The sequence below is a fragment of the Bradyrhizobium sp. STM 3843 genome, assembly GCF_000239815.1.
In the GTDB taxonomy this organism is placed as follows: domain Bacteria; phylum Pseudomonadota; class Alphaproteobacteria; order Rhizobiales; family Xanthobacteraceae; genus Bradyrhizobium.
The window spans coordinates 62491-82581 of the sequence record NZ_CAFK01000257.1; the positions used below are offsets into that span (position 1 = coordinate 62491).

At 63.2% G+C, this 20091-nt stretch carries 16 protein-coding genes; 9 read left to right on the forward strand and 7 right to left on the reverse strand.

Translation table 11 applies throughout. The features are described from left to right. Positions 1-24: 24 nt before the first annotated feature. From rpoH to BRAS3843_RS26635, 3 genes are all read left to right on the forward strand, one after another. Positions 25-948 (forward strand): RNA polymerase sigma factor RpoH, encoded by a 924-nt coding sequence (rpoH, locus tag BRAS3843_RS26625; protein ID WP_008972213.1) that lies wholly within the window; start codon positions 25-27, stop codon positions 946-948. Positions 949-1027: 79 nt separating this feature from the next. Continuing rightward, complete coding sequence (locus tag BRAS3843_RS26630; protein ID WP_008972214.1) at positions 1028-4210, forward strand: efflux RND transporter permease subunit; 3183 nt, start codon at positions 1028-1030, stop codon at positions 4208-4210. Continuing rightward, positions 4207-5475 (forward strand): efflux RND transporter periplasmic adaptor subunit, encoded by a 1269-nt coding sequence (locus tag BRAS3843_RS26635; RefSeq protein ID WP_008972215.1) that lies wholly within the window; start codon positions 4207-4209, stop codon positions 5473-5475. The genes BRAS3843_RS26630 and BRAS3843_RS26635 overlap by 4 nt, the downstream gene beginning before the upstream one ends. Positions 5476-5547: 72 nt before the next feature. Here BRAS3843_RS26635 and BRAS3843_RS26640 read toward each other — a convergent pair whose 3' ends face one another. The 6 genes from BRAS3843_RS26640 to BRAS3843_RS26665 form a co-directional block, all read right to left on the reverse strand. After that, positions 5548-6129 carry a hypothetical protein gene (locus BRAS3843_RS26640; protein ID WP_008972216.1) on the reverse strand — a complete coding sequence of 194 codons (582 nt, stop codon included), beginning with the start codon at positions 6127-6129 and terminating at the stop codon, positions 5548-5550. 337 nt (positions 6130-6466) lie between these two features. Further along, positions 6467-7339 carry an ABC transporter ATP-binding protein gene (locus BRAS3843_RS26645; protein WP_035982862.1) on the reverse strand — a complete coding sequence of 291 codons (873 nt, stop codon included), beginning with the start codon at positions 7337-7339 and terminating at the stop codon, positions 6467-6469. Continuing rightward, positions 7336-8223, reverse strand: a complete 888-nt coding sequence (locus BRAS3843_RS26650) for an ABC transporter permease (protein ID WP_035982848.1) — start codon at positions 8221-8223, stop codon at positions 7336-7338. The genes BRAS3843_RS26645 and BRAS3843_RS26650 overlap by 4 nt, the downstream gene beginning before the upstream one ends. Continuing rightward, entirely contained in the window at positions 8220-9635 is a 1416-nt protein-coding gene (locus tag BRAS3843_RS26655) for an ABC transporter substrate-binding protein (protein WP_008972219.1), read from the reverse strand. The genes BRAS3843_RS26650 and BRAS3843_RS26655 overlap by 4 nt, the downstream gene beginning before the upstream one ends. A gap of 163 nt (positions 9636-9798) precedes the next feature. Further along, entirely contained in the window at positions 9799-10584 is a 786-nt protein-coding gene (locus BRAS3843_RS26660; protein ID WP_008972220.1) for a Crp/Fnr family transcriptional regulator, read from the reverse strand. A gap of 74 nt (positions 10585-10658) precedes the next feature. Further along, positions 10659-10949, reverse strand: coding sequence for a gamma-butyrobetaine hydroxylase-like domain-containing protein (locus BRAS3843_RS26665; protein WP_008972221.1), 291 nt, complete (start codon positions 10947-10949; stop codon positions 10659-10661). Positions 10950-11206: 257 nt separating this feature from the next. Here BRAS3843_RS26665 and BRAS3843_RS26670 point away from each other — a divergent pair, with 257 nt between their 5' ends. From BRAS3843_RS26670 to BRAS3843_RS26695, 6 genes are all read left to right on the forward strand, one after another. Further along, complete coding sequence (locus BRAS3843_RS26670) at positions 11207-11980, forward strand: ferredoxin--NADP reductase (protein WP_008972222.1); 774 nt, start codon at positions 11207-11209, stop codon at positions 11978-11980. Positions 11981-12092: 112 nt separating this feature from the next. After that, the gene (locus tag BRAS3843_RS26675) at positions 12093-13835 is read left to right on the forward strand and encodes a fumarate reductase/succinate dehydrogenase flavoprotein subunit (protein ID WP_008972223.1); all 1743 of its coding nucleotides are present in this window, start codon (positions 12093-12095) and stop codon (positions 13833-13835) included. 21 nt (positions 13836-13856) lie between these two features. Next, the gene (locus BRAS3843_RS26680) at positions 13857-14090 is read left to right on the forward strand and encodes a ferredoxin family protein (protein WP_008972224.1); all 234 of its coding nucleotides are present in this window, start codon (positions 13857-13859) and stop codon (positions 14088-14090) included. Positions 14091-14092: 2 nt separating this feature from the next. Continuing rightward, complete coding sequence (locus BRAS3843_RS26685) at positions 14093-15070, forward strand: HEAT repeat domain-containing protein (RefSeq protein WP_035982850.1); 978 nt, start codon at positions 14093-14095, stop codon at positions 15068-15070. A 1060-nt stretch (positions 15071-16130) separates the two neighbouring features. Next, entirely contained in the window at positions 16131-17681 is a 1551-nt protein-coding gene (locus tag BRAS3843_RS26690) for an ABC transporter substrate-binding protein (RefSeq protein WP_008972229.1), read from the forward strand. Positions 17682-17710: 29 nt separating this feature from the next. Further along, complete coding sequence (locus tag BRAS3843_RS26695; RefSeq protein ID WP_008972230.1) at positions 17711-19054, forward strand: MmgE/PrpD family protein; 1344 nt, start codon at positions 17711-17713, stop codon at positions 19052-19054. Here BRAS3843_RS26695 and BRAS3843_RS26700 read toward each other — a convergent pair. Further along, complete coding sequence (locus BRAS3843_RS26700) at positions 19026-19958, reverse strand: LysR substrate-binding domain-containing protein (RefSeq protein ID WP_008972231.1); 933 nt, start codon at positions 19956-19958, stop codon at positions 19026-19028. The genes BRAS3843_RS26695 and BRAS3843_RS26700 overlap by 29 nt on opposite strands. Positions 19959-20091: the final 133 nt, after the last annotated feature.

The following is a 20091-nucleotide window of genomic DNA, read 5'->3' on the forward strand; positions in this document are numbered from 1 at the left end:
TGGCCTGGACTATAGGAGTGACCAATGCAGACTAGCCATGACGTCGTGAGGCACGATCCAGTTGCCATGCCGGCCGTATCGGTGTCGACGCCGTTCCTCGCCGCCTATGCCGCGACCATCAGGCACTTCGACCTGCTCGAGCCGGGTCAGGAGCAGCAGCTGGCACGTCGCTGGCAGGAAACGCGGGACCGGCGCGCCACGGATGTCCTCGTCACCAGTCATCTTCGGCTCGCCGCCAAGCTGGCGCGAGGATACAAGGGATACGGCCTGCCTCTGGTCGATCTGATCGCGGAAGCGAATCTCGGCCTCGTGATCGCTGCGTCACGCTTCGAACCCGGCCGTGGCGCGCGATTCTCCAGCTATGCGATCTGGTGGATCAAGGCCACCATTCACGAATACATCCTGCGGTCCTGGTCCCTGGTCAAGATCGGGACGACAGCTGCGCAGAAGAAGCTGTTTTTCAAGCTTCGCGGCGAGATCAGGAAAGCCACCGGCAGCGTGATGGCAGGGCTCACGCCCGACGTCGCCGAATTGATCGCCGGGAAGCTCGAGGTGACGGCGCGCGAGGTGATCGAGATGGACGCGCGACTCAATGGTGACATGTCGCTGAACGCGCGCGTCGGGGACGAGGACAGTGGAACCGAGCTGGAAAGCCTCCTGGTTGATGGGGCACTCGACGCGGAGACGATGCTGGCCGATCACGAGCAGACGGAGCAGCGCAGCAAGGCCTTGCGGGTTGCGCTGGACGGGCTTGCGGCGCGGGACCGTCGTGTCTTCGAAGCGAGGCGGCTGACGGAATGTCCGATGACGCTCGATCAGCTCGCTAGGGAGCTGTCCATATCCAGCGAGCGCGTCCGGCAGATCGAGATCCGCACCTTCGCCAAGGTCAAGCGGGCCGTCATGCTCGCCGCGCGGGATATGCCGCGCGCCGCCGCGTGCAGCGACTGAATACGTTTTCATTTGAACGGAGGCCAGGCCGTCCTCACTTGTCGACGATCTCGCGTCATTTTGCTTCAGGCAGACCATCATGGGAATTGTTCGCTTCGCGCTGCGGCTTCCGCACACATTCTATGTGCTTGCGGCGCTGATCCTGTTCCTCGGCGTCATTGCGATCCGCGCGATGCCAACAGACATTTTTCCGGAGATCCGGATCCCCGTCGTCACGGTCATCTGGAGCTACACCGGCCTCTCGACGCCGGAGATGGAGCAGCGCGTCAGCACCTATAGCCAGTATTCGATCAGCGCAAATGTCAGCGGCATTAAGAATATCGAGGCGCAGACCCTCAACGGCCTATCGATCCAGAAGATCTACTTCCAGCCGGACGTCAATCTCGATCTCGCAATCTCGCAGATCGTCTCGGCGACCAACGCCATCCGCGCCCTGATGCCACCAGGCATCCAGCCGCCGATCATCGTGCAGTTCAATGCCTCGAGCGTGCCTGTGCTTCAGCTGAGCCTCGAATCGAACAGCCTGAACGAGCAGCAGCTCTACGATTTCGGCATCTATCGGGTGCGTCAGCAACTGGCTCCCGTTCCGGGCGTGACCTTGCCCACGCCTGCCGGCGGCAAATACCGCCAGATCATGGTCGACATCGATCCGAACAAGCTGCTATCGCGCGGATTGACGCCGCTCGACATCGTCAACGCGGTGAACACGCAGAATCTGACGTTGCCGACCGGCACGACCAAGATCGGCGATACCCAGTACACCGTTCGTACCAACGCAACGCCGGCGACGGTCCAGGACCTCAACATGATCCCGGTCAAGTTCGCGAACGGGGCAACGATCTTCCTGAAGGACGTCGCCCAGGTCCGCGACGGCGCCCAGGTCCAGCAGAACATCGTGCGCGAGGACGGCCACCGCGCCGTCCTGCTCAGCGTCATCAAGAACGGCAATGCGTCCACGCTCGCCGTGGTCAACGGCGTGAAGGCGGCCCTGGCGTCGATCCGCGCATCGGCGCCGGCGGGGCTGAAGATCAACGAGCTGTTCGACCAGTCAATCTTCGTCACCCACTCGGTTGATGGCGTGCTGCGCGAAGGCGCGATTGCGGCCGGCCTGACGGCGCTGATGATCCTGGTGTTCCTGGGATCTTGGCGATCGACGCTGGTCGTTCTGATCTCGATCCCGCTGGCGATGCTGTCCTCGCTGATCGTCCTGTATTTCCTCGGCGAGACCCTCAACACGATGACGCTCGGCGGCCTCGCTCTTGCGGTCGGTATCCTCGTCGACGATTCGACCGTGACGATCGAGAATACGCACCGGCTCTGGACCGAGGAAGGAAGGCCGCTACCGGAGGCGACTCTGCACGGCGCCGCCGAGATCGCGGTGCCGACGCTGGTCTCGACGCTCGCGATCAGTTGCGTGTTCATCTCGGTCGTGTTTCTGGAGGGCCCGGCCAAATATTTGTTTACGCCGCTTGGCCTTGCGGTGGTGTTCGCGATGCTGGCGTCCTACGGGCTATCGCGGACGCTGACGCCGATCACCATCGGCTTGCTGCTGAAGGGCGAGCGGCGTCATGGCGCGAGCGATCGCCCGTCGGGCATCTTCGCGCGTGCCTCCGCCGCGTTCGAGCGCGGGTTCGAGCGCCTGCGGGATGGCTATTCCGATCTGCTGCTGGAATTGCTGCGGCATCGGGTGATCATACCCGTAGTTGCCGTGCTGGTGCTCGCGCTCGGAGCCACCATGTTCGTCTATGTCGGCCGGGACTTCTATCCCGTGATCGATGGCGGCCAGATCCAGCTCCATGTTCGCGCGCCCGCGGGCACCCGGATCGAGCGTACGGAGGCGATCTTCCAAGCGGTCGAGGACAAGATCCGCGACGTCATTCCGGAGCACGATCGGGCGCTGATCGTCGACAATATCGGCCTGCCAGCGCGTGCCTACAACCTCGCTTTCACCGACGGCTCGACGATCGGGGTGAACGACGGCACCATCCTCGTGTCGCTGAAGGAAGGGCACAAGCCGACTGCGGACTACATCAGGAAGCTGCGGCAGGTGCTGCCGTCGGCATTCCCGGAGGATATCTTCTATTTCCAGCCGGCCGATATCGTCACGCAGATCCTCAACTTCGGTCTTCCGGCCCAGATCGATGTTCGTACGGTTGGTTACGGCAACAACAATCTGGCCGTCGCCAAGGAACTGCAGAAGAGTCTCGCCGCGATCCCCGGCGTCGTCGATGCGCATCTGCAGCAGGAGGTCGACGCTCCCGCATTCTATGCCGACATCGACCGGACGCGCGCGGCACAACTGGGCCTCAATGCCAGCACGGTGGCGACCAATATCAATGTCAGCCTCAGCTCGTCGGCGCAGGTCTCACCGAATTTCTGGACGGATCCGACATCGGGCATCCCCTATTACCTGGCGGTGCAGACGCCTGAATACAGGGCAAATTCGCTGAATGCCCTAGGCAACACGCCGGTGTCGGCCTCGCTCGCCGCAAGCGGGCAGACGGTGCCCGGCCTGCTCAGCAATGTCGCGACCTTCAAGCGAGGCACCGTTCCAACCAATTCGAACCAGGCCAATGTCCAGCCGGTCTACGACGTCTATGCGAGCGTGCAGGGCCGCGATCTCGGCAGCGTCGCGGCCGACATCGAGAAGGTGACGTCCACGCTGCAGAAGCAGCTCCAGCCCGGAAATTCGGCTCAGGTTCTGGGGCAGATCCAGAGCATGCATCAGTCGTTCCGCGATCTCGGACTCGGACTGCTGTTCGCGGCGATCCTCGTCTACCTTCTGATGGTCGTGAACTACCAAAACTTCGGCGATCCCTTCGTCGTCATCCTGGCGCTGCCGGCGACATTCTGCGGCATCGTGACGATGCTGTTTGTCACCGGGACGACGCTGAACGTGCCATCGCTGATGGGTGCGATCATGGCGATCGGTGTTGCCTCCGCAAATTCCATCCTGCTCGTGACGTTTGCGCGCGACGAGCAATTGAAGGGGCACTCCGCGTTCCAGGCGGCGTTGAGCGCGGGCCGGACGCGTATCCGGCCCGTGTTGATGACCGCGGCGGCGATGATCGTTGGCATGATTCCGATGGCGATCGGCGGGCCCGGCGAGGAGCAGAATGCCGCGCTCGCGCGGGCGGTCATCGGCGGCCTGCTGTTCGCAACCCCGACCACCTTGCTGATCGTGCCTTATCTGTTCGCGGTGCTGCGCAAGGGCAACGACGGCAAGCCTCGCCACGGCGTATTCGAGGAGCAACCGGAATGAGCGACGTTCGTGTACGGAACGATGACGAGGCGAGAGACCGCCCCGGGGCTGAAAGCCTCCGGATCGTTGAGCTGCCAGGTAAGCGCGCGCGATCCGGACGCCGTTACGGCGGCGCGCTGCTTGGCGGAGGCGTGCTCCTGCTGCTGGCAGGTGGCCTCGGCATTGGTGGCTGGCGGCATTATGAAGCGGCGAGTGATGTAGCCGCGGTGGCGGAACAGGCTCGAACCGACATTCCGGAGGTTCGGGTAGCGACTGTCCAGTCCAGCGGCGACTTCATGAAGGTGAGCTTGCCGGCGACGACGACCGCGTTCGAGGCGGCCAACATCTTCGCGCGGACCAGCGGCTATATCGAGAAGCGCTATGTCGACATTGGCGATCGGGTGAAAAAGGGCGATCTGCTCGTGGAGATCACTGCGCCCGAGCTGGACCAGCAGATCGCACAGGCGCAGGCGACGCTTGCCCAGGATCAGGCCGCGCTCCAGCAGGCGCAGGCGAGCCGGGAGCTCGCCGACGTCACCAATACGCGCGACAGCAATCTCGTCAAGCAAGGTTGGCTCACGGCACAGCAGGGCGACAACGATCGTCTCACCCTGCGCGCGCAGCAGGGGGCAGTGGGCGTCGCGCAGTCGAACATCACGGCGCAAGAGGCGCAGATTCGCGTCCTCCAGCAGGAGAAGTCCTATCAGCGTGTGGTGGCGCCGTTCGATGGCGTCGTCACGCAGCGCAACGTGGACAATGGCAGCCTGGTTCAGGCGGGGTCGACCTTCATGTTCACGCTGATGCATTCCAACGTGATCCGAACCCAGGTGTTCGTGCCGCAGGACGAGGCATTCGGCGTCGGCCCGGGCGTCGATGCGGACATTCGCGTCCCCGAGATTCCGGGGCGGACGTTTGCCGGCAAGGTCACACGGATCGCGACCGCGCTGCAGCCAGGGAGCCGGACACTGCTGACCGAGATCGACGTGCCCAATCCTGACGGCCTGCTCAGTCCTGGCATCTATTGCACGGTTGAATTATCGATCCCGCGCAGGACGCCATCCATGATGATCCCGTCCGATGCCCTCGTCTTCGATCAGAATGGCCTTCATGTCGCGGTCGTGCGGAATGGCACGGTTCATTTGCAGCAGGTCTCGATCGCTCGGGACTATGGCACCACGGTGGAAGTGCGCGACGGCGTACAGCCGGGCGACCAGGTCGTGCTCAATCCGGCGGTCAATCTGGCTGAGGGCGGCAAGGTCACTGTTCGCAAGATCAAAGTGGGTTAGGGATCGAACGATGATGCGGATCGCGCTCGCAACGATGATGGTTCTGCTGCTCGGCGGTTCTCCGGGCCTGGCTCAGGTCGCAACGACCGGAAGCACGGCCATGGATCTGCCGACGGTGCCGGGCGCAATCGTGATCTCGCCGCTGAACAGTCCGGGGCCGTTTTCCGCGACCACTGTGTCGGGTGCGCCGGATACGACGTTGGCGCCAGTCCCCCTCGCGTTGGACCCGACCACGCCGGGAACAGTGGTCGGCTGCGCTCCATCATCGTCATCGCCAACGCCGGTGCCGGCGACTCCGACCGTATCGCCCACGGGCGTTTCGACATCGGGCATCGCGGCGCCGATCCTGCCGGTTACGGGACAGAACGGCAGCTCCATCGGGACGATCGCCGCGGCTGCGCCTGAGGGAACGGGTGCGACGGTGGTTTGCAGTTCAACGCCGGGAGGGCAGGTGATGAGCGCTGCGTCTCTACCGCTGTCGATTCCGCAGGTCCCTGCAAGCCCGGCGCCTGGCACGATCCTCGCGGACACCAGCGGCGGTGGCGGGACGGGCATAGACCCGAATGCCGCTGTCGCGCCCAGCCCGAACAGCTCGGCTTGCGCGGAAGGCGTCTCGATGAATTTGGCCTCGCCCGCGACGGTGCTGCCGGCCAACGCCTCAGGCGCGGCGCCAACACCGGGTGTATCGCCGATCCTGCCGCCAGGATGCTGAGCCCATCATATTCCCGGGCGCAGCTTGCGGACTTGGCCATCCGGTGCGGACATCGTTGCAGCATCCCAAATTTCCAATCCACCATGACGGCCTTGTTGTCCCTGACCATGGTGCAGCCGGCCAGGCCTCGGGTCACGGCATGGCCGTGCATCGTCTTTCACGCTTCCACCTCCGCGGCGAAGGGCTCCGGTCCGCACAGGAAAACGTGCCGCTGATCGAGGCCGGGGACCAGCGCATGGATCATCGACGTGTCGAAACGCCCTGTGAGGTCGTGCGTGCTCAGAGGACGTCGGCGATGGAATGGCCCTGGAACTCGATGCCGAGGCCCTGCATACCGAGATCGGTGATCTCGCCTCCCATCGCCTTCAGGCTTTCCTCGCGGATCAGCGACATCAGGCCGCGCCGTAGCGCCAGGAACTCCGACGACATCATCATCGATTGCTGGCGCGGCCGCTCCAGAGGGATCCTGATCTCGGCCTTGATCGAGCCGGGGCGGGCGGTCATGCAATAGACCCGGTCAGACAGGAAGATCGCCTCGTCGATGTCGTGGGTGACAAACAGCACGGAGATCTTCAGCCGCTGCCACATGTTGGTGAGGATCTGTTGCATGATGATCCGGGTCTGCGCGTCGAGGGCCCCGAACGGCTCGTCAAGCAGCAGCACCTTGGGACCGGTGGCGAGCGCACGCACGATGCCGACGCGCTGCTTCATGCCGCCGGACAGCCGCTCTGGATAGTGGTTCTCGAACGCCTCCAGTCCGGCAAGCCCGAGCAACGTGCGCGCAGCGCGTTCGCGCTCGAACTTCGGCATGCCACCCATCTTCAGTCCGAACTCGACGTTTTCGCGCACCGTCTTCCAGGGAAACAGCGAATATTGTTGGAACACCATGCCGCGCTCGGCACTCGGGCCGGTCACCGCGCTGCCGTCGACCGTGACGACGCCGCTGGTCGGCTTGAGGAAGCCCGCCACCGCGTTGAGCAGCGTCGACTTGCCGCAACCCGACGGTCCGACGATCGAGACGAACTCACCGGGCTCGACATGGATGTGGGTATCGGTCACGGCTTCGACCGCGCCGTCGATGGTCTCGTAGCTCAGAGCGAAATTGCGGACCTCGATGTGGCCCTGTCTCGTATCAGGTGCGGCCTGGCTCATCGCGACCTCCATGGCATGACCAATTGTCCGGCGGCGCGGATCACCAGGCTCGAGCCAAGGCCGAGCACGCCGATCGCGATCATGCCGAGCGCGATGTCGGCATATTGGACCAGCGAGTACGCCTCCCAGGTGAAGTAGCCGATGCCGAACTGGCCCGAGATCATCTCGGCTGCGATCAGTGACACCCACGCGACGCCCATGCCCACGGTGAGGCCGGTGAAGATATGTGGCAGCGACGCAGGGAAGTAGACCTCGCGGAAGATCGCGGCCTCACGCGCCCCGAGGCATTTGGCGGCGCGCACGAGCACGGGATCGACCAATGTCATGCCGTGCAGGGTATTGACCAGGATCGGAAAGAACGAGCCGAGGAAGGTTATGAAGACGATGCTCTGCTCGTTGGTGGGCCACAACATGATCGCCATCGGCACCCAGGCGATCGCCGGGATCGGGCGCAGCACCTCCGCCACTGGGAAGACAACCTCGTGCACCAACTTGAAACGGCCCATGATAAGGCCGAGCGGGACGCCGACCACGGCCGCAAGCGAGAATCCGATGAAGATCCGTCGGCAGCTGAGCAGGATGTGCATCAGGAAATGCGGATCGTGGATCGCCTTGGTGAAGCTCGCATAGACAGCCAGCGGCGCCGGCACATTGGTGAACTTGACGAAGAAGACGACCCGGTAGGTCGTCAGCAGATGCCAGGCGATCAGGAACAGGATCAACGATGCCGTGCCGACCAGCAATGACCGCAGCCTGTCCTGGTTCAGCCTGAACCAGCGCAGGGTGCGGGCGGAGAAGGCCGGCCGGCGCGGCGGGATCGCGGCACCAGGCGCGGCGGATGCCGCGGCCTGGTCGGGCGATGTCATCAAAGCGGGACTGCTCAAGTCTTGCCTCCCGCCACGGCCAGCTTCACGGCGTCATCCAGTCCCATCACCTTGCCGCCGATCTTCGCGGCATACGCTTCGGCGTCCTTCTTCAGAAGGAACGGCGCGATCTCGCCATCGCCTGCGGCGAAAAACGCTTGATCGGCGAAAAGCTTGATGCCGCGCGCCGTATCGAAGACATAGGCGACGTTGATCTTCTTGCCCTTGGCCTTGAAGTCGGCGTAGGCGCCGAGCGTGCAGGAAGCACTTGCGAAGGCTGAGATGCCCTCGCCGTCGACCCAGACCTCGCCCGCCTTGCGCGGTTCGGTGATCGGCTTGTTGCAGAACTTGTCCTGTCCCGAGATCTCGTAGTTCGCGGTGCTGGCAAGGTCCTTGTCATAATCGAGCTTGAGCTCAGCATAGGCCTTGCGGATGTAGGAATCATCGACCCACTTGTTCGGATCAAACTCCTTCATGCGACCGAGGCTCTGCAGCACCTTGACGTCGGTGGACGCGGCGTCGATCAGGGCCGGCTTGAGCGTGGGGTCCGTCGTCATGTTGCCGCCGGGGCCGAGGAAGATGTAGACGACCTCCTTGTTGATCCCGGTCCATTCCTGGATCTTCTCGGCAGCCGCGATCGGATCCTGGCGCAGCCACTGGTTGGCGGCGATGATCGCCTTGACATAGGCGATGACGACCTCGGGATATTTCTCGGCGAAGTCGGTGCGGACGACGACGCCGTGGAAGGTCGGCAGGTTGGTCTCGACGCCGTCGAAGATCTTGCGCGCATAGCCGCGGAACGGCAGCAGCTCGGCGAACGGCACGAAATCGGCGTGAGCGTCGATCTTCTTTTCCTGCAGGCTGGTCGAGCCGACCTCCGGGGTCTGACTCACCAGCTGGAAGAAGTCCGATGGATAGCCATGGTCCTGCAGCGCCTTCAGGACCATGCCATGGGCGGCCGAGCCGAATGGGACGCTGACCAGCTTGCCCTTGAGATCGGAGAGCTCGTAGTAGGGCGAGTCCTTGTGAACGACGATGCCGTTGCCGGAGCCGGAGAGGCTGTAGGCGGCGACCGCGATCAGCCGGCTCTTGCTGTCGGGATTGTTCTCGAAGGTGAAGCCGTTCACGATCAGCGGATAGTCGCCCATCATGCCGAACTGCAGCTTGTTCGCCATCATCCCGTTGGTGATGGGCGGACCGGATGTGAAGTTCTGCCACTCGATCTCGAACTTGATGTTGGCGTACTTGCCGCCGGTGGGAAGGTACTTCTCCAGCAGGTGAAGCTGCCGCACGACGGTGCCGGCCGTTACCGTATTGGTCGTGGTGTCCTGGGTCCCGATCCCGATCGTGACGGTTTCTGCTGCGGCCGGATGGGCGGCGATCCAGGAAAGACAGGTGACGGACAATAAGAGCGCTTGACAGCGGCGGACCATTCTCATCCCCGTTCGGTTGGATGGCTGATGACGCCATGATGGTTGCCGCGTCCGCGATCGCAAATCCGGACTTCAGGCGCGGGTGGATTAGTTGCCGTCAAAAACCGGTTGCGTACTCCTTGGGCAATTTTGCTCATGACAGCCGCTTGCATGAGCAGGACCGTCAGTCGGCCGCCTGGCCACGCATCTCGTCCAGAATGTCGGGCCGGCAGACGACGATCTGCGAACGTCGGGTCTGGACGATGCGCTTCTCCTGCATCCGCTTCAGGCTGATCGTCACCCATTGCCGCGTGGCGCCGACCATGTGGGCGATGTCGGCGTGGGTAAAGGCGGCCGCGATGACTTTGCCGTCGGGGTCATCGACGCCGTAGAGATCGACCAGATGCAGCAGAAGATGGGCGAGGCGCTGTGTGATCGAGCGCGTCCCCAGCATCTGCGCCAGCGCTGAATAGCACTTGCCCTTGAAGCTCAATCCCTCGATCAGGCCGACCGCCAGGTTGGGAATTTCGGCGACCAAGCCGCGCAACTCCTTTCCCGGAAGCTGGAAGACGCTGGCATTGCTGGCGGCGACGCCGGACCATTGATGCACACCGGTATCGAACACCTCCGGGCCCCCGACGAAATTGCCGACATGCCAATAGGCGAGCGTGATCTCGCGCCCTTGCGGCGAGGTATAGAACACGCGGATGCGGCCACTCTCGATCAGGAAGATGCCGTCATGCTTGGCGCCCTGGCTGAACAGGGTCTGGCCCCGATTGAGCACCTTGCGGCGGCCCTGCTTGAGCACGAGCGCGCGCTCACGCAGGCTGAGCCGCTCGATCAGCGATGGCGGTCCACCGATGGACTGCTGGCTTTCGGTGAGGAGGAGCGACGACGTTGTCACGGCCCGCGCGGAAGTGAGGGACGAAGGCACGGCTTCCGCTGCTGATTTGGCCGCCTGCAGCAACATGTTCTGCCTCCGCATTGATCATACTGACCGAAAGCGGAGCAATGTTCGTGCCACCCTGCGTGGCGGGCGGCGGCTCAACCGGTTGCGAGTTCCCGAAGGTAGGAGTTCGGAAAGATGCCACGATCGTGCCCGTCGGAGAACGCGATATTGAAGCCGTAACCGAGCTGACCGACGGCGACGATGCCAATGCCCGGAAACTGCGCGGGAAAGCGGCCGTCGAAGCGCGCCCGCTGGCAATGCGCGCAACGGCACGACAGCCGCAGGCGCTCGGCGGAGACCACGGCGCAGTCTCCGTCCGCGGTCCGCAGCAGCAATGACGTCAGATCCGCGCTGATTTCGCCGTCGGCGATTTCCGCCGCGATCATGTTGCCTCCTGGTTGTGCCAAGGACCTCCGCACGATGCTACGGGGGCCGCTCGGGCTTTACCAGCAACTAATTGCCTCGATCGACATGGAGCGGGTATGCGGCCGCGCCGGCGAGTCCGCGCCCGGTCTGCCAGCGGATAAAGTTTGCAACTAATCCACCGGGCCTGCGCTTCCGAAATTGCGGGGCCCCGCCGATTCCGCGATATCGTCCGCACCAATGGCGCAACACGCGCGTTTGCGCGCCTTAGGAGACGACGATGAGCGCTTTTCAGACCGAGACGGTGTTGTCGGTCCGTCACTGGACCGATTCGCTGTTCAGCTTCACGGCCACGCGGAATCCCGGATTCCGATTCCAGAACGGACAATTCGCGATGATCGGCCTCGAGGTCGACGGCCGGCCGCTGATGCGTGCCTACAGTATGGCGAGCGCCAACCACGAGGACGAGCTGGAGTTCTTCAGCATCAAGGTCGCCGATGGACCGCTGACGTCGCGGCTGCAGAGGATCAAGCAGGGCGACCATATCCTGGTCGGGCGCAAGGCGACGGGCACACTGATCGCCGGCGACCTCATTCCGGGCAGGCGGCTGCTGCTGCTGTCGACCGGGACCGGCCTGGCGCCGTTCGCCAGCCTGATCAAGGACCCCGACATCTACGGCACCTATGAGACCATCGTGCTGGCCCATGGCTGCCGGCAGGTCTCGGAGCTCGCCTATGGCGAGCAACTCGTCGACGACCTGCAGCGTCACGAGTTCTTCGGGCCGCTGGTTCGTGATCGGTTGCTCTATTACCCCACCGTGACTCGCGAGCCGTTCCGCAACCGCGGCCGTATCACAGATCTGATCGCGACCGGGCAGATGTTCGCCGACATCGGCCATTCCGATCTCGATAGCGAGACCGACCGGGTCATGCTGTGCGGCAGTCCGGCCATGCTGGCCGAGCTCCAAGTCATGCTGGAGGAGCGGGGCTTCACCGAAGGCAATCACAGCACGCCGGGACATTTCGTGGTCGAGAAGGCGTTCGTCGAGCGCTGACCGCGCCGATTCGAGGAATTTCGTCCCCGCGACAACTAATTGCTATCGCCGGACGCTCAGCTGAACAACTCTGACCCGGACCGCCGGTCCGCCGGCCACGCAGGAGCATAAAATGGCAATGGATGAGATCGTCGACGGACTCTCGGAGGTGTCCTGCGACGTGCTGGTGATCGGCGGCGGCACGGCCGGCCCGATGGCCGCCCTGAAGGCCAAGATGAAGAATCCGAAGGCCAACGTCGTTCTGCTGGAGAAGGCCAACGTCAAGCGGTCGGGCGCGATCTCGATGGGCATGGACGGCCTGAACAACGCCGTCATTCCGGGCTACGCGACGCCGGAGCAATATACCAAGGAAATCACGATCGCCAATGACGGCATCGTCGATCAGAAGGCGGTCTACAAATACGCGCAGAGCTGCTACTCCATCATCGAGGAGCTCGACGGCTTCGGCATCCGCTTCCTCAAGAACGAGAACGGCGACTATGCCGTCAAGAAGGTCCACCACATCGGCACCTACGTCCTGCCGATGCCGAATGGCGAGACCGTCAAGAAGGCGCTCTATCGCCAGCTGAGGCGGGCACGCATCCTGATCTCCAACCGCTACATGGCGACGCGGCTGCTCAAATCAAGCGATGGCCGGATCGCCGGGGCGATCAGCGTCAACACCCGCACCGCCGAATTCCTGGTGATCAAGGCCAAGGCGGTCATTCTCTGCATGGGGGCGGCCGGCCGGCTCGGCCTGCCGACCTCGGGCTACATGTTCGGGACCTACGAGAATGCGGCGAATTCGGGCGACGGCTACGCCATGGCCTATCATGCCGGCGCGGCACTCGCCAACCTCGAATGCTTCCAGATCAATCCGCTGATCAAGGACTACAACGGCCCGGCCTGCGCCTATGTGGCCGGCCCCTACGGCGCCTACACCGCCAATAACGAGGATCGCCGCTTCATCGAATGCGACTACTGGTCTGGCCAGATGATGCTCGAATTCTACAACGAGCTGCTGTCCGGGAAGGGGCCGGTGTTCCTGCAGCTCAAGCACCTACACGACAAGACGATCGAGGAGATCGAGCAGACCCTGCACAAAGTCGAGCGGCCGACGCGAGGATTGTTCCAGGAGGGCCGCGGCGTCGATTACCGCAAGGAATCGATCGAAATGCACATCTCCGAGATCGGCTTCTGCTCCGGCCACAGCGCCTCCGGCGTCTTCGTCGACGACAACGCGCGCACCACCGTGCCCGGGCTCTACGCAGCCGGCGACATGGCGAGCGTCCCGCACAACTACATGCTGGGCGCGTTCACCAACGGCTCGTTTGCCGGGCTCGACGCCATGGACTTTGCCGATAACCACGATTTCGGCGACATCGATGCCGCGGAGGTCGCGCGCGAGCGCGAGCGCGTGCTGGCGCCGACCCGGCGTGAGGACGGCATTCCACCGAACCAAATCGAGTACAAGACGCGGCGGTTGGTGAACGACTATCTGCAACCGCCGAAAGTCACCCGCAAATACGAGCTCGGCATGCGCCGGCTCGCAGAGGTCCGGGACGACATGCAGGAGCGCATGATCGCGCGCAACGCGCATGAGCTCCTGCGCGCGCTCGAGGTGCAGTCGATCATGGATTGCGCCGACATGGCGACCCACGCCTCGCTGTTCCGCGAGGAGAGCCGCTGGGGGCTCTATCACTGGCGCACCGACTTCCCTGAGAAGGACGACGAGAACTGGTTCTGCCACACGCTTTTGAGCAAGCAGGATGGCAGAATGACCAGTGAAAAGCGGGCGGTTCAGCCCTACGTCGTGCCGATCGCGGACGACGAGAAGGACCTGTACGACAAGCAGCGCATCCGCGCCAGCGCCTGACCGACCAGAAGGAGAAGAGACATGCCTCTTGCGACTCACCAGACGTCGGTGCCCGTTGTCGTCGATGACGCCAAGTGCATCGCAGACAAGGGCTGCACAGTCTGTGTCGACGTCTGTCCACTCGACGTTCTCAGGATCAGCGACATGACCGGCAAGGCCTACATGGCCTATGACGAATGCTGGTACTGCATGCCCTGCGAGGCGGATTGCCCGACCGGCGCCGTCACCGTCAACATCCCCTATCTGTTGAGGTGATCATGACGAGTCCGTTCGAAGCCTACGACGATCTCGACGACGCCGACGAGCGGCTGCAGGCCGCCGATCCGGCGGAGCGCCGGGTCGCGATCATCGCACTCGGCCATTGCGGTGATCCCGCTGCGGTTGTGCATCTCGCCCGCATGATCGCCGATCCCGATGCCGGCGTGCGCCAGCAGGTCGCCATGGCGCTTGGCGAGTTCGACGGTCGGGAGGCAGCAGAAGCGCTGGTCCAACTGCTGGTCGATCCGGAACGGATCGTTGCCTCGGCGGCCGCCGACAGTCTCGCCGAGTTCAAGGATCCCGCCGCGGCCGACGCCATTCTGCCGCTGGTCAAGCATGGCCATGCCTTCGTCCGCATGGGGGCTCTGCGCGCGTTGAAGGAGCTGCGGCGCAAGGACACTCTGAAGCCGGCGCTGCAAGCGCTGCAGGACCCGGACGCGTCGGTGCGCGTACAGGCGATCGGCGTCATCGGCTTTCTCAAGCTCGAGGAGTCGATTCCGGCACTTACGGCCCTGATCGGGGATTCCGATCCGCATGTCCGTCGCGCGGCGGTCAGCGCGCTGGCGTTCTCGAACATGAAGATCGCCGCTGAGACCATCACGCGAGCCCTTAAGGACGTCGACTGGATGGTGCGCGAGATGGCGTCCGAAACGCTCGGCCTCAACGTCAACGGTTCGGTTGCGGCCGACGCCTTGATCGCGTGCCTGGCGGATGAATTCTGGCAGGTACGGCTCAAGGCGATCCGGAGCCTCGGTCGGATGAAGATCCCACATGCGGTCCGACCGATCGGTCATTGCATTACGCACGAGCAAGCCAATCTTCGGAAGGAGGCGGCCGCGGCGCTCGGCGAGATTTCTGCTCCCGACGGTGAGCCGTTCCTCGCGTTGGTCGCCAACGATCTCGATCCCGACGTGCGCAAGAACGCAAGATGGGCACTTCATCAGATTGCGGCTGGCAAGGCGAGAGCGCCGCGTTGAGGGAAATGCGACTCCTTCGGACGACTCATTCAATCAGCGCGCCAACGGCGTCGCCATAGAAGGCAGAGAAAGTTTGAAGCATGTTCGGACAGCTAGAATCCACCAGCGCCATTGTTTGCTAGCAAAGTCGCAGCAAGAGAGAGCGATCATATTTTCTCGACGGTAGCGCCGCCGCCAGAGCAGGGCATAGCTGCGGAATTGCTGCCTCAGATGCGGGCGTCTAACGGCGCGCTCCGCCGGATCGACCGCGCCAGAACGGGGCTCCGCCGTGATGCCCGCGATTAGAACGTGGATTCCTTTCCAGAGCCTTTGGCGATCGTCGTAGCTGCGCTGAGAGCTTGGCGGTCTGCTCAAACAGGCCTGTATCGTTGTGTTCCACCAAATCAATGGGGTGACAGGATTCCATCTCCGCCGAGGAGCGAGGTGATATACCCGCCCGAAGCCGCTGGCCTAACCGTATTGTCCACTTTCTCAGGCACGCTTCCCGACGTTGATGCCACATGTCAGTTCGGAGTGCCGCGCGCTATACATGGTCGAGATCGAAACGGACGTCTGCCATGCTGACGAGTCCCGCGCTGAGGGCGAGCCCCATTATGAGATCACGTGGCGAGTGGATCTCAAGCGATCGCCGGGAAAGTGCGATAAGTGTGGATGGTCGAAGGCCAAAAGCCCGGCCCTGGCGGCTAACTGGATAGTGTCGCCGACGGGATCTTCCGGAGGAGCGTTGGCCGTAGGCTTGGCGATGACCTCAACGTGTCCTTGCTGCAACGTATCTTTATGGTGGAAACGCACCTTATTCCTGAAATGATCAGGGCAACCCATTGATATCGCCGCAAAGGCGACCGCCGCTCCGACGTTCTAGGGTTGTTCTCATCCGCGATCTACATTGCCGTCTTTCGCACGGTCCGAAGCAATGCGCGTCCCGAGCCGGGCCTCCCGTTCCGCCGCGATTGCCGCACACACCATAACCATTGAGTATGGAACAATTCCATTTTGACTTGGACAGTTAAGCTCGTGCACCAGCAAAACAGGCTCGAGCGTATTTTCAATGGATCAGACAATGAAGCTGCGGGTTCTTGGGCTGGTAGGTCTGGGGCTGGCACTCTGCCTGCCTCAGTTGGCCTCGGGTGAGGAAGCGGTGCTGCACGTCAGCCCAGGCACGGGCGACATCTCCACGCTGGATCCGCACCGCGCCAGCGCCACACAAGACGTCGCTTTGGTCAGCTGGATTTATAACGGCCTGGTCCGTTTCAAACCTGGAAGCGCCGACCCAAAGGATCTGGAATCCGATCTCGCCGAGCGCTGGGAGGTCTCACCAGACGGCAAGATCTGGACCTTTTACCTGCGCAAGGACGTCAAATTCCACGGCGATTGGGGTTCGCTCAACGCCGATGATGTCGTTTATTCGTTGCAGCGTGCGATGGATCCCGGGCGGTCGACTTTTTCGTCGGATTTTGCGGCCGTTGACAACGTTGAGAAGCTCGACGATCTGACCGTCCGCATCACGCTGAAATATCCTGATATCAACTTTCTCGCTCGCGTTTCCAACTATCATGGTGGTAACATCGTCAGCCGGAGGGCAGTAGAGGAACTGGGCGACAAGTTCGGCTCACGGCCCATCGGAACCGGACCTTTTGCTTTCGTCGAGCAGGCGACGCAGCAATATGTCAAGCTTGCAGCCAATCCGAACTATTTCCGCGGCAAGCCGAAGATCGACGAAATCATGGCGCGCGTCATTCCTTCGGACAGCGCGCGCGAGCTGGCCCTTACCTCTGGAGAACTCGACCTGATTGCCGGCAAGCGCGAACAGCGGTGGGTCGACTCCGCCCATCGCCGCGCCGGTTTCAACGTCGATATCTTCCAGCCGGGCGAATACCGCCTCTTGCACATCAATCAGAGCATGCCGCCGCTCGACGACGTTCGCGTTCGTCGCGCCATCGCCGCTGCGATCAACGTCGATGACCTTGTGCGCTACGTCGGCAAGAATGTAGGCCCCAGGGGGTGCTCGGTGGTTCCGTCCGGTTATCTCGGCGAGGACTGTTCAGTGCACTACACGTTCGACCTCGCCAAAGCCAAGGCCTTGCTGGCCGAGGCCGGCCATCCGGACGGCGTCACGATCAAGGCAATCGTTTCGAATATCTCGGCGCAGCAGCCCATCATGGAGATCATCCAGGCGCAACTCGCCAAGGCCGGGATCAGGCTCGAAATGCAGGTCGTCGATCACCCGACCTATCAGGCCCAGATCCGCAAGGATCTCAGTGGTGTCGTGTTCTACGGCGCAGCGCGGTTTCCGATTGCCGATACCTATCTCAGCGAATTCTTCCATTCGCGAGCGATCGTCGGGACGCCGACAGCCGCCACGAACTTTTCCCATTGTGCGGTCGCGGACAGGGAGATCGAACAGGCCCGCACGGCGGCCGATCCCGAGACGCAGCTTGCGCTCTGGAAGGAGGCGCAGCGGAAGATCATGGACGCTGTGTGCGCGATTCCTCTGTTCGAGCTGCGCCAGGTCTGGGCCCATAGCGACCGGCTCAATTTTGGCTATGAGCTGAATGGCGCGCTCAACCTCGCGCCGCCGATCACCGAGTTAACGACGCTGAAAGCCCACTGAGAGTTCGTCCCAGTGCATGGGGAGCGGCCATGGAAGTTGTACGGGAGCTCGCGGCCTATGTCGCGGCGGCGGACGGGCAGGTCCTGACGGATGCGCAGCGCGATGCCGCGTGTCGGTGTGTGCTCGATCTCGTCGCAGCGGCAGCGGCCGGGATCGACGCCCCTGGTCCGCGTGCGGTCCGCAAGGCCGCCATCCTGACGATGGCCGGGGGAGCGCTGCCGATCTGGTTTTCCGGTCAGGCCCTGGGCCTCGCGGGTGCCATCTGGTGTAATACGGCGGCGGCCGCCGCGCTCGATCTCGATGATGGGCACCGCATCGCGCGCGGCCATCCCGGCGCTGCGGTGATCCCCGCGGCATTCGCCGCCGCCCAGGAACAGGGAGCCAGCACGGAGGAGCTCCTGCAGGCGATCGTCGTCGGCTACGAGGTCGGTGTCGCGGTCGGCGCTGCGCGACGCTTCTACGCCAATACGGGCATGTGGTCCGGCTACGGCGTCGTGGCGGCGCTCGGACTTCTCAGACATACCAGAGCCGGGCAACTGGCGCATGCCTTCGCCATAGCCGGTGTGGGCGCGCCCAACCAGCTCCATGCCGGCGCCGGTCCGGCCTTTCGTGCGCAGGAAGGCAGCGACGTCAAGGAAGGCATTCCCTGGTCCGGCGTGACGGCTGCAAATGCGCTTCTGCTCGCGGAGTCTGGGCATAGCGGCCCTCTCGCGCTCCTCAACGATCACAAGCACTTTCGGCTCGAGGGGCTCGTCGAGGGCCTTGGCCGGCAGAACTACATCACCCGGAATTATGTGAAGTTTCATGCGTGCTGCAGGCATGTGCATGGGCCGCTCGAGGCGCTGCTCGGCCTGCTCGCGCAGCACCGGTGCGATCCGCAGCGCATCGAGGCGATTGAGGTCGAGACCTATGGCGGTGCGCTCCGTATCGCCAACCGCCCGCGGCCGGAGGGCTTCACCGACATTCAGTTCTCTATTCCGTATTGCCTCGGCCTGGCTGCGGTCGATGGGCCGGACGCGCTGCTCCCGCTGACGGAAGCAGCGGTCGGCCGGCCCGATGTCGTGGCTGTCGCGGAAAGGGTCTCGGTGCGGCTCGATCCCGAGCTCGACGCGCGCTTCCCGGCCGAAACGCTCTCGCGCGTCAGGATACGTATCGATGGGCGGACTCTCGTCTCGCCGATCACGGCGCCGTCTGGCGAGGCCGACGCGCCTCCATCCTGGCTCGAGCTCGAGGACAAGCTCCGCAAGGCCACCCGCAACGTCGCGAACCCGAGCCAGCAGGACATGCTGCTCGATGCGCTTAACAAATTGCGCGACGGCGATCACGCGCCGCTGCAAGAGGTTTTCAGGACTCTAAGGCTCGGTCAGGCCTGAGAATCGCCCGCGAGACTGCTGCCGACGCTTCCCGGGCGCTCTCCAGAAATGCATCGACCAGACGTGCGTTCCGGCTATCGCGGATGCGGCAGATCTGGAAGTCGAGCTGAACCGCCGGCTTGAATTTGCGGACCGCGAGCTTTTGCCGCAAGCCGCCGACCATCAGCGGATGGACCAGCGAGACGCCGACGCCGGCGGCGACGAACTCGCAGACGGTGGGCGAGACGTTCGCGATCATCGCGATTTCGGGAGAAACGCCGTGTGCATCGAGCACCTGACCGATACGTCGGCTCGTGTGGCTCTCCGGGTCGAAAGAGACGAACCCTACGCCGTGAAGATCGTGCGGTGCGATCACCTTCTTCCGGGTCAGCGGATGGCCAAGCGGAAGGATGCAGACGATGGGGTGACCCAATAGCGGCTCGGCAACGATGTAGGGGTTGTCGATCGGGGCGATGATGAGGCCGACGTCGAGATTGCGGGTGGTGAGACCCTCGGCGATCCATTGCGAACTGCGCGACTGCACGGAGCAGAACACACCGGGCTGCTTGGCAAGAAAGCGTGAGGTCGCCTGCTGAATGAAGGAGCCGGAAAGCGCCGGCATGACGCCGATCACGAGGCCGCTCTGCTCGTCGCGGCGGATTGCCTCCACCGCGTTTTCGACCTGACGGACGCCGACGAATATCCGATCTATCTCTTCGTAGAGCCGCATGCCGCGGCGCGTAGGAAGGAGCCGCCCTTTGACCCGATCGAACAACCGAAGACCGGTATCGTCTTCGAGATGTGCGATCAGCTTGCTCATCGCCGGCTGAGAGATACCGATCATCTCCGCTGCCTGGCTTACGGTCCCATATTCGATGACGGCTTTGAAGGCCTCGATCTGCCGCAGGTTCAGGCGCCGCGTCATCGTATAATCCCGGGGAATAGATCACGAAAAAGATCGGCACCAGGGCATACAACATCCATGCCAAACGTCAAAGTTGTCGCGCATCACCCCATAACCTCGGAGAATAGGAGCGAAAGAAAAATGACTTTGACGA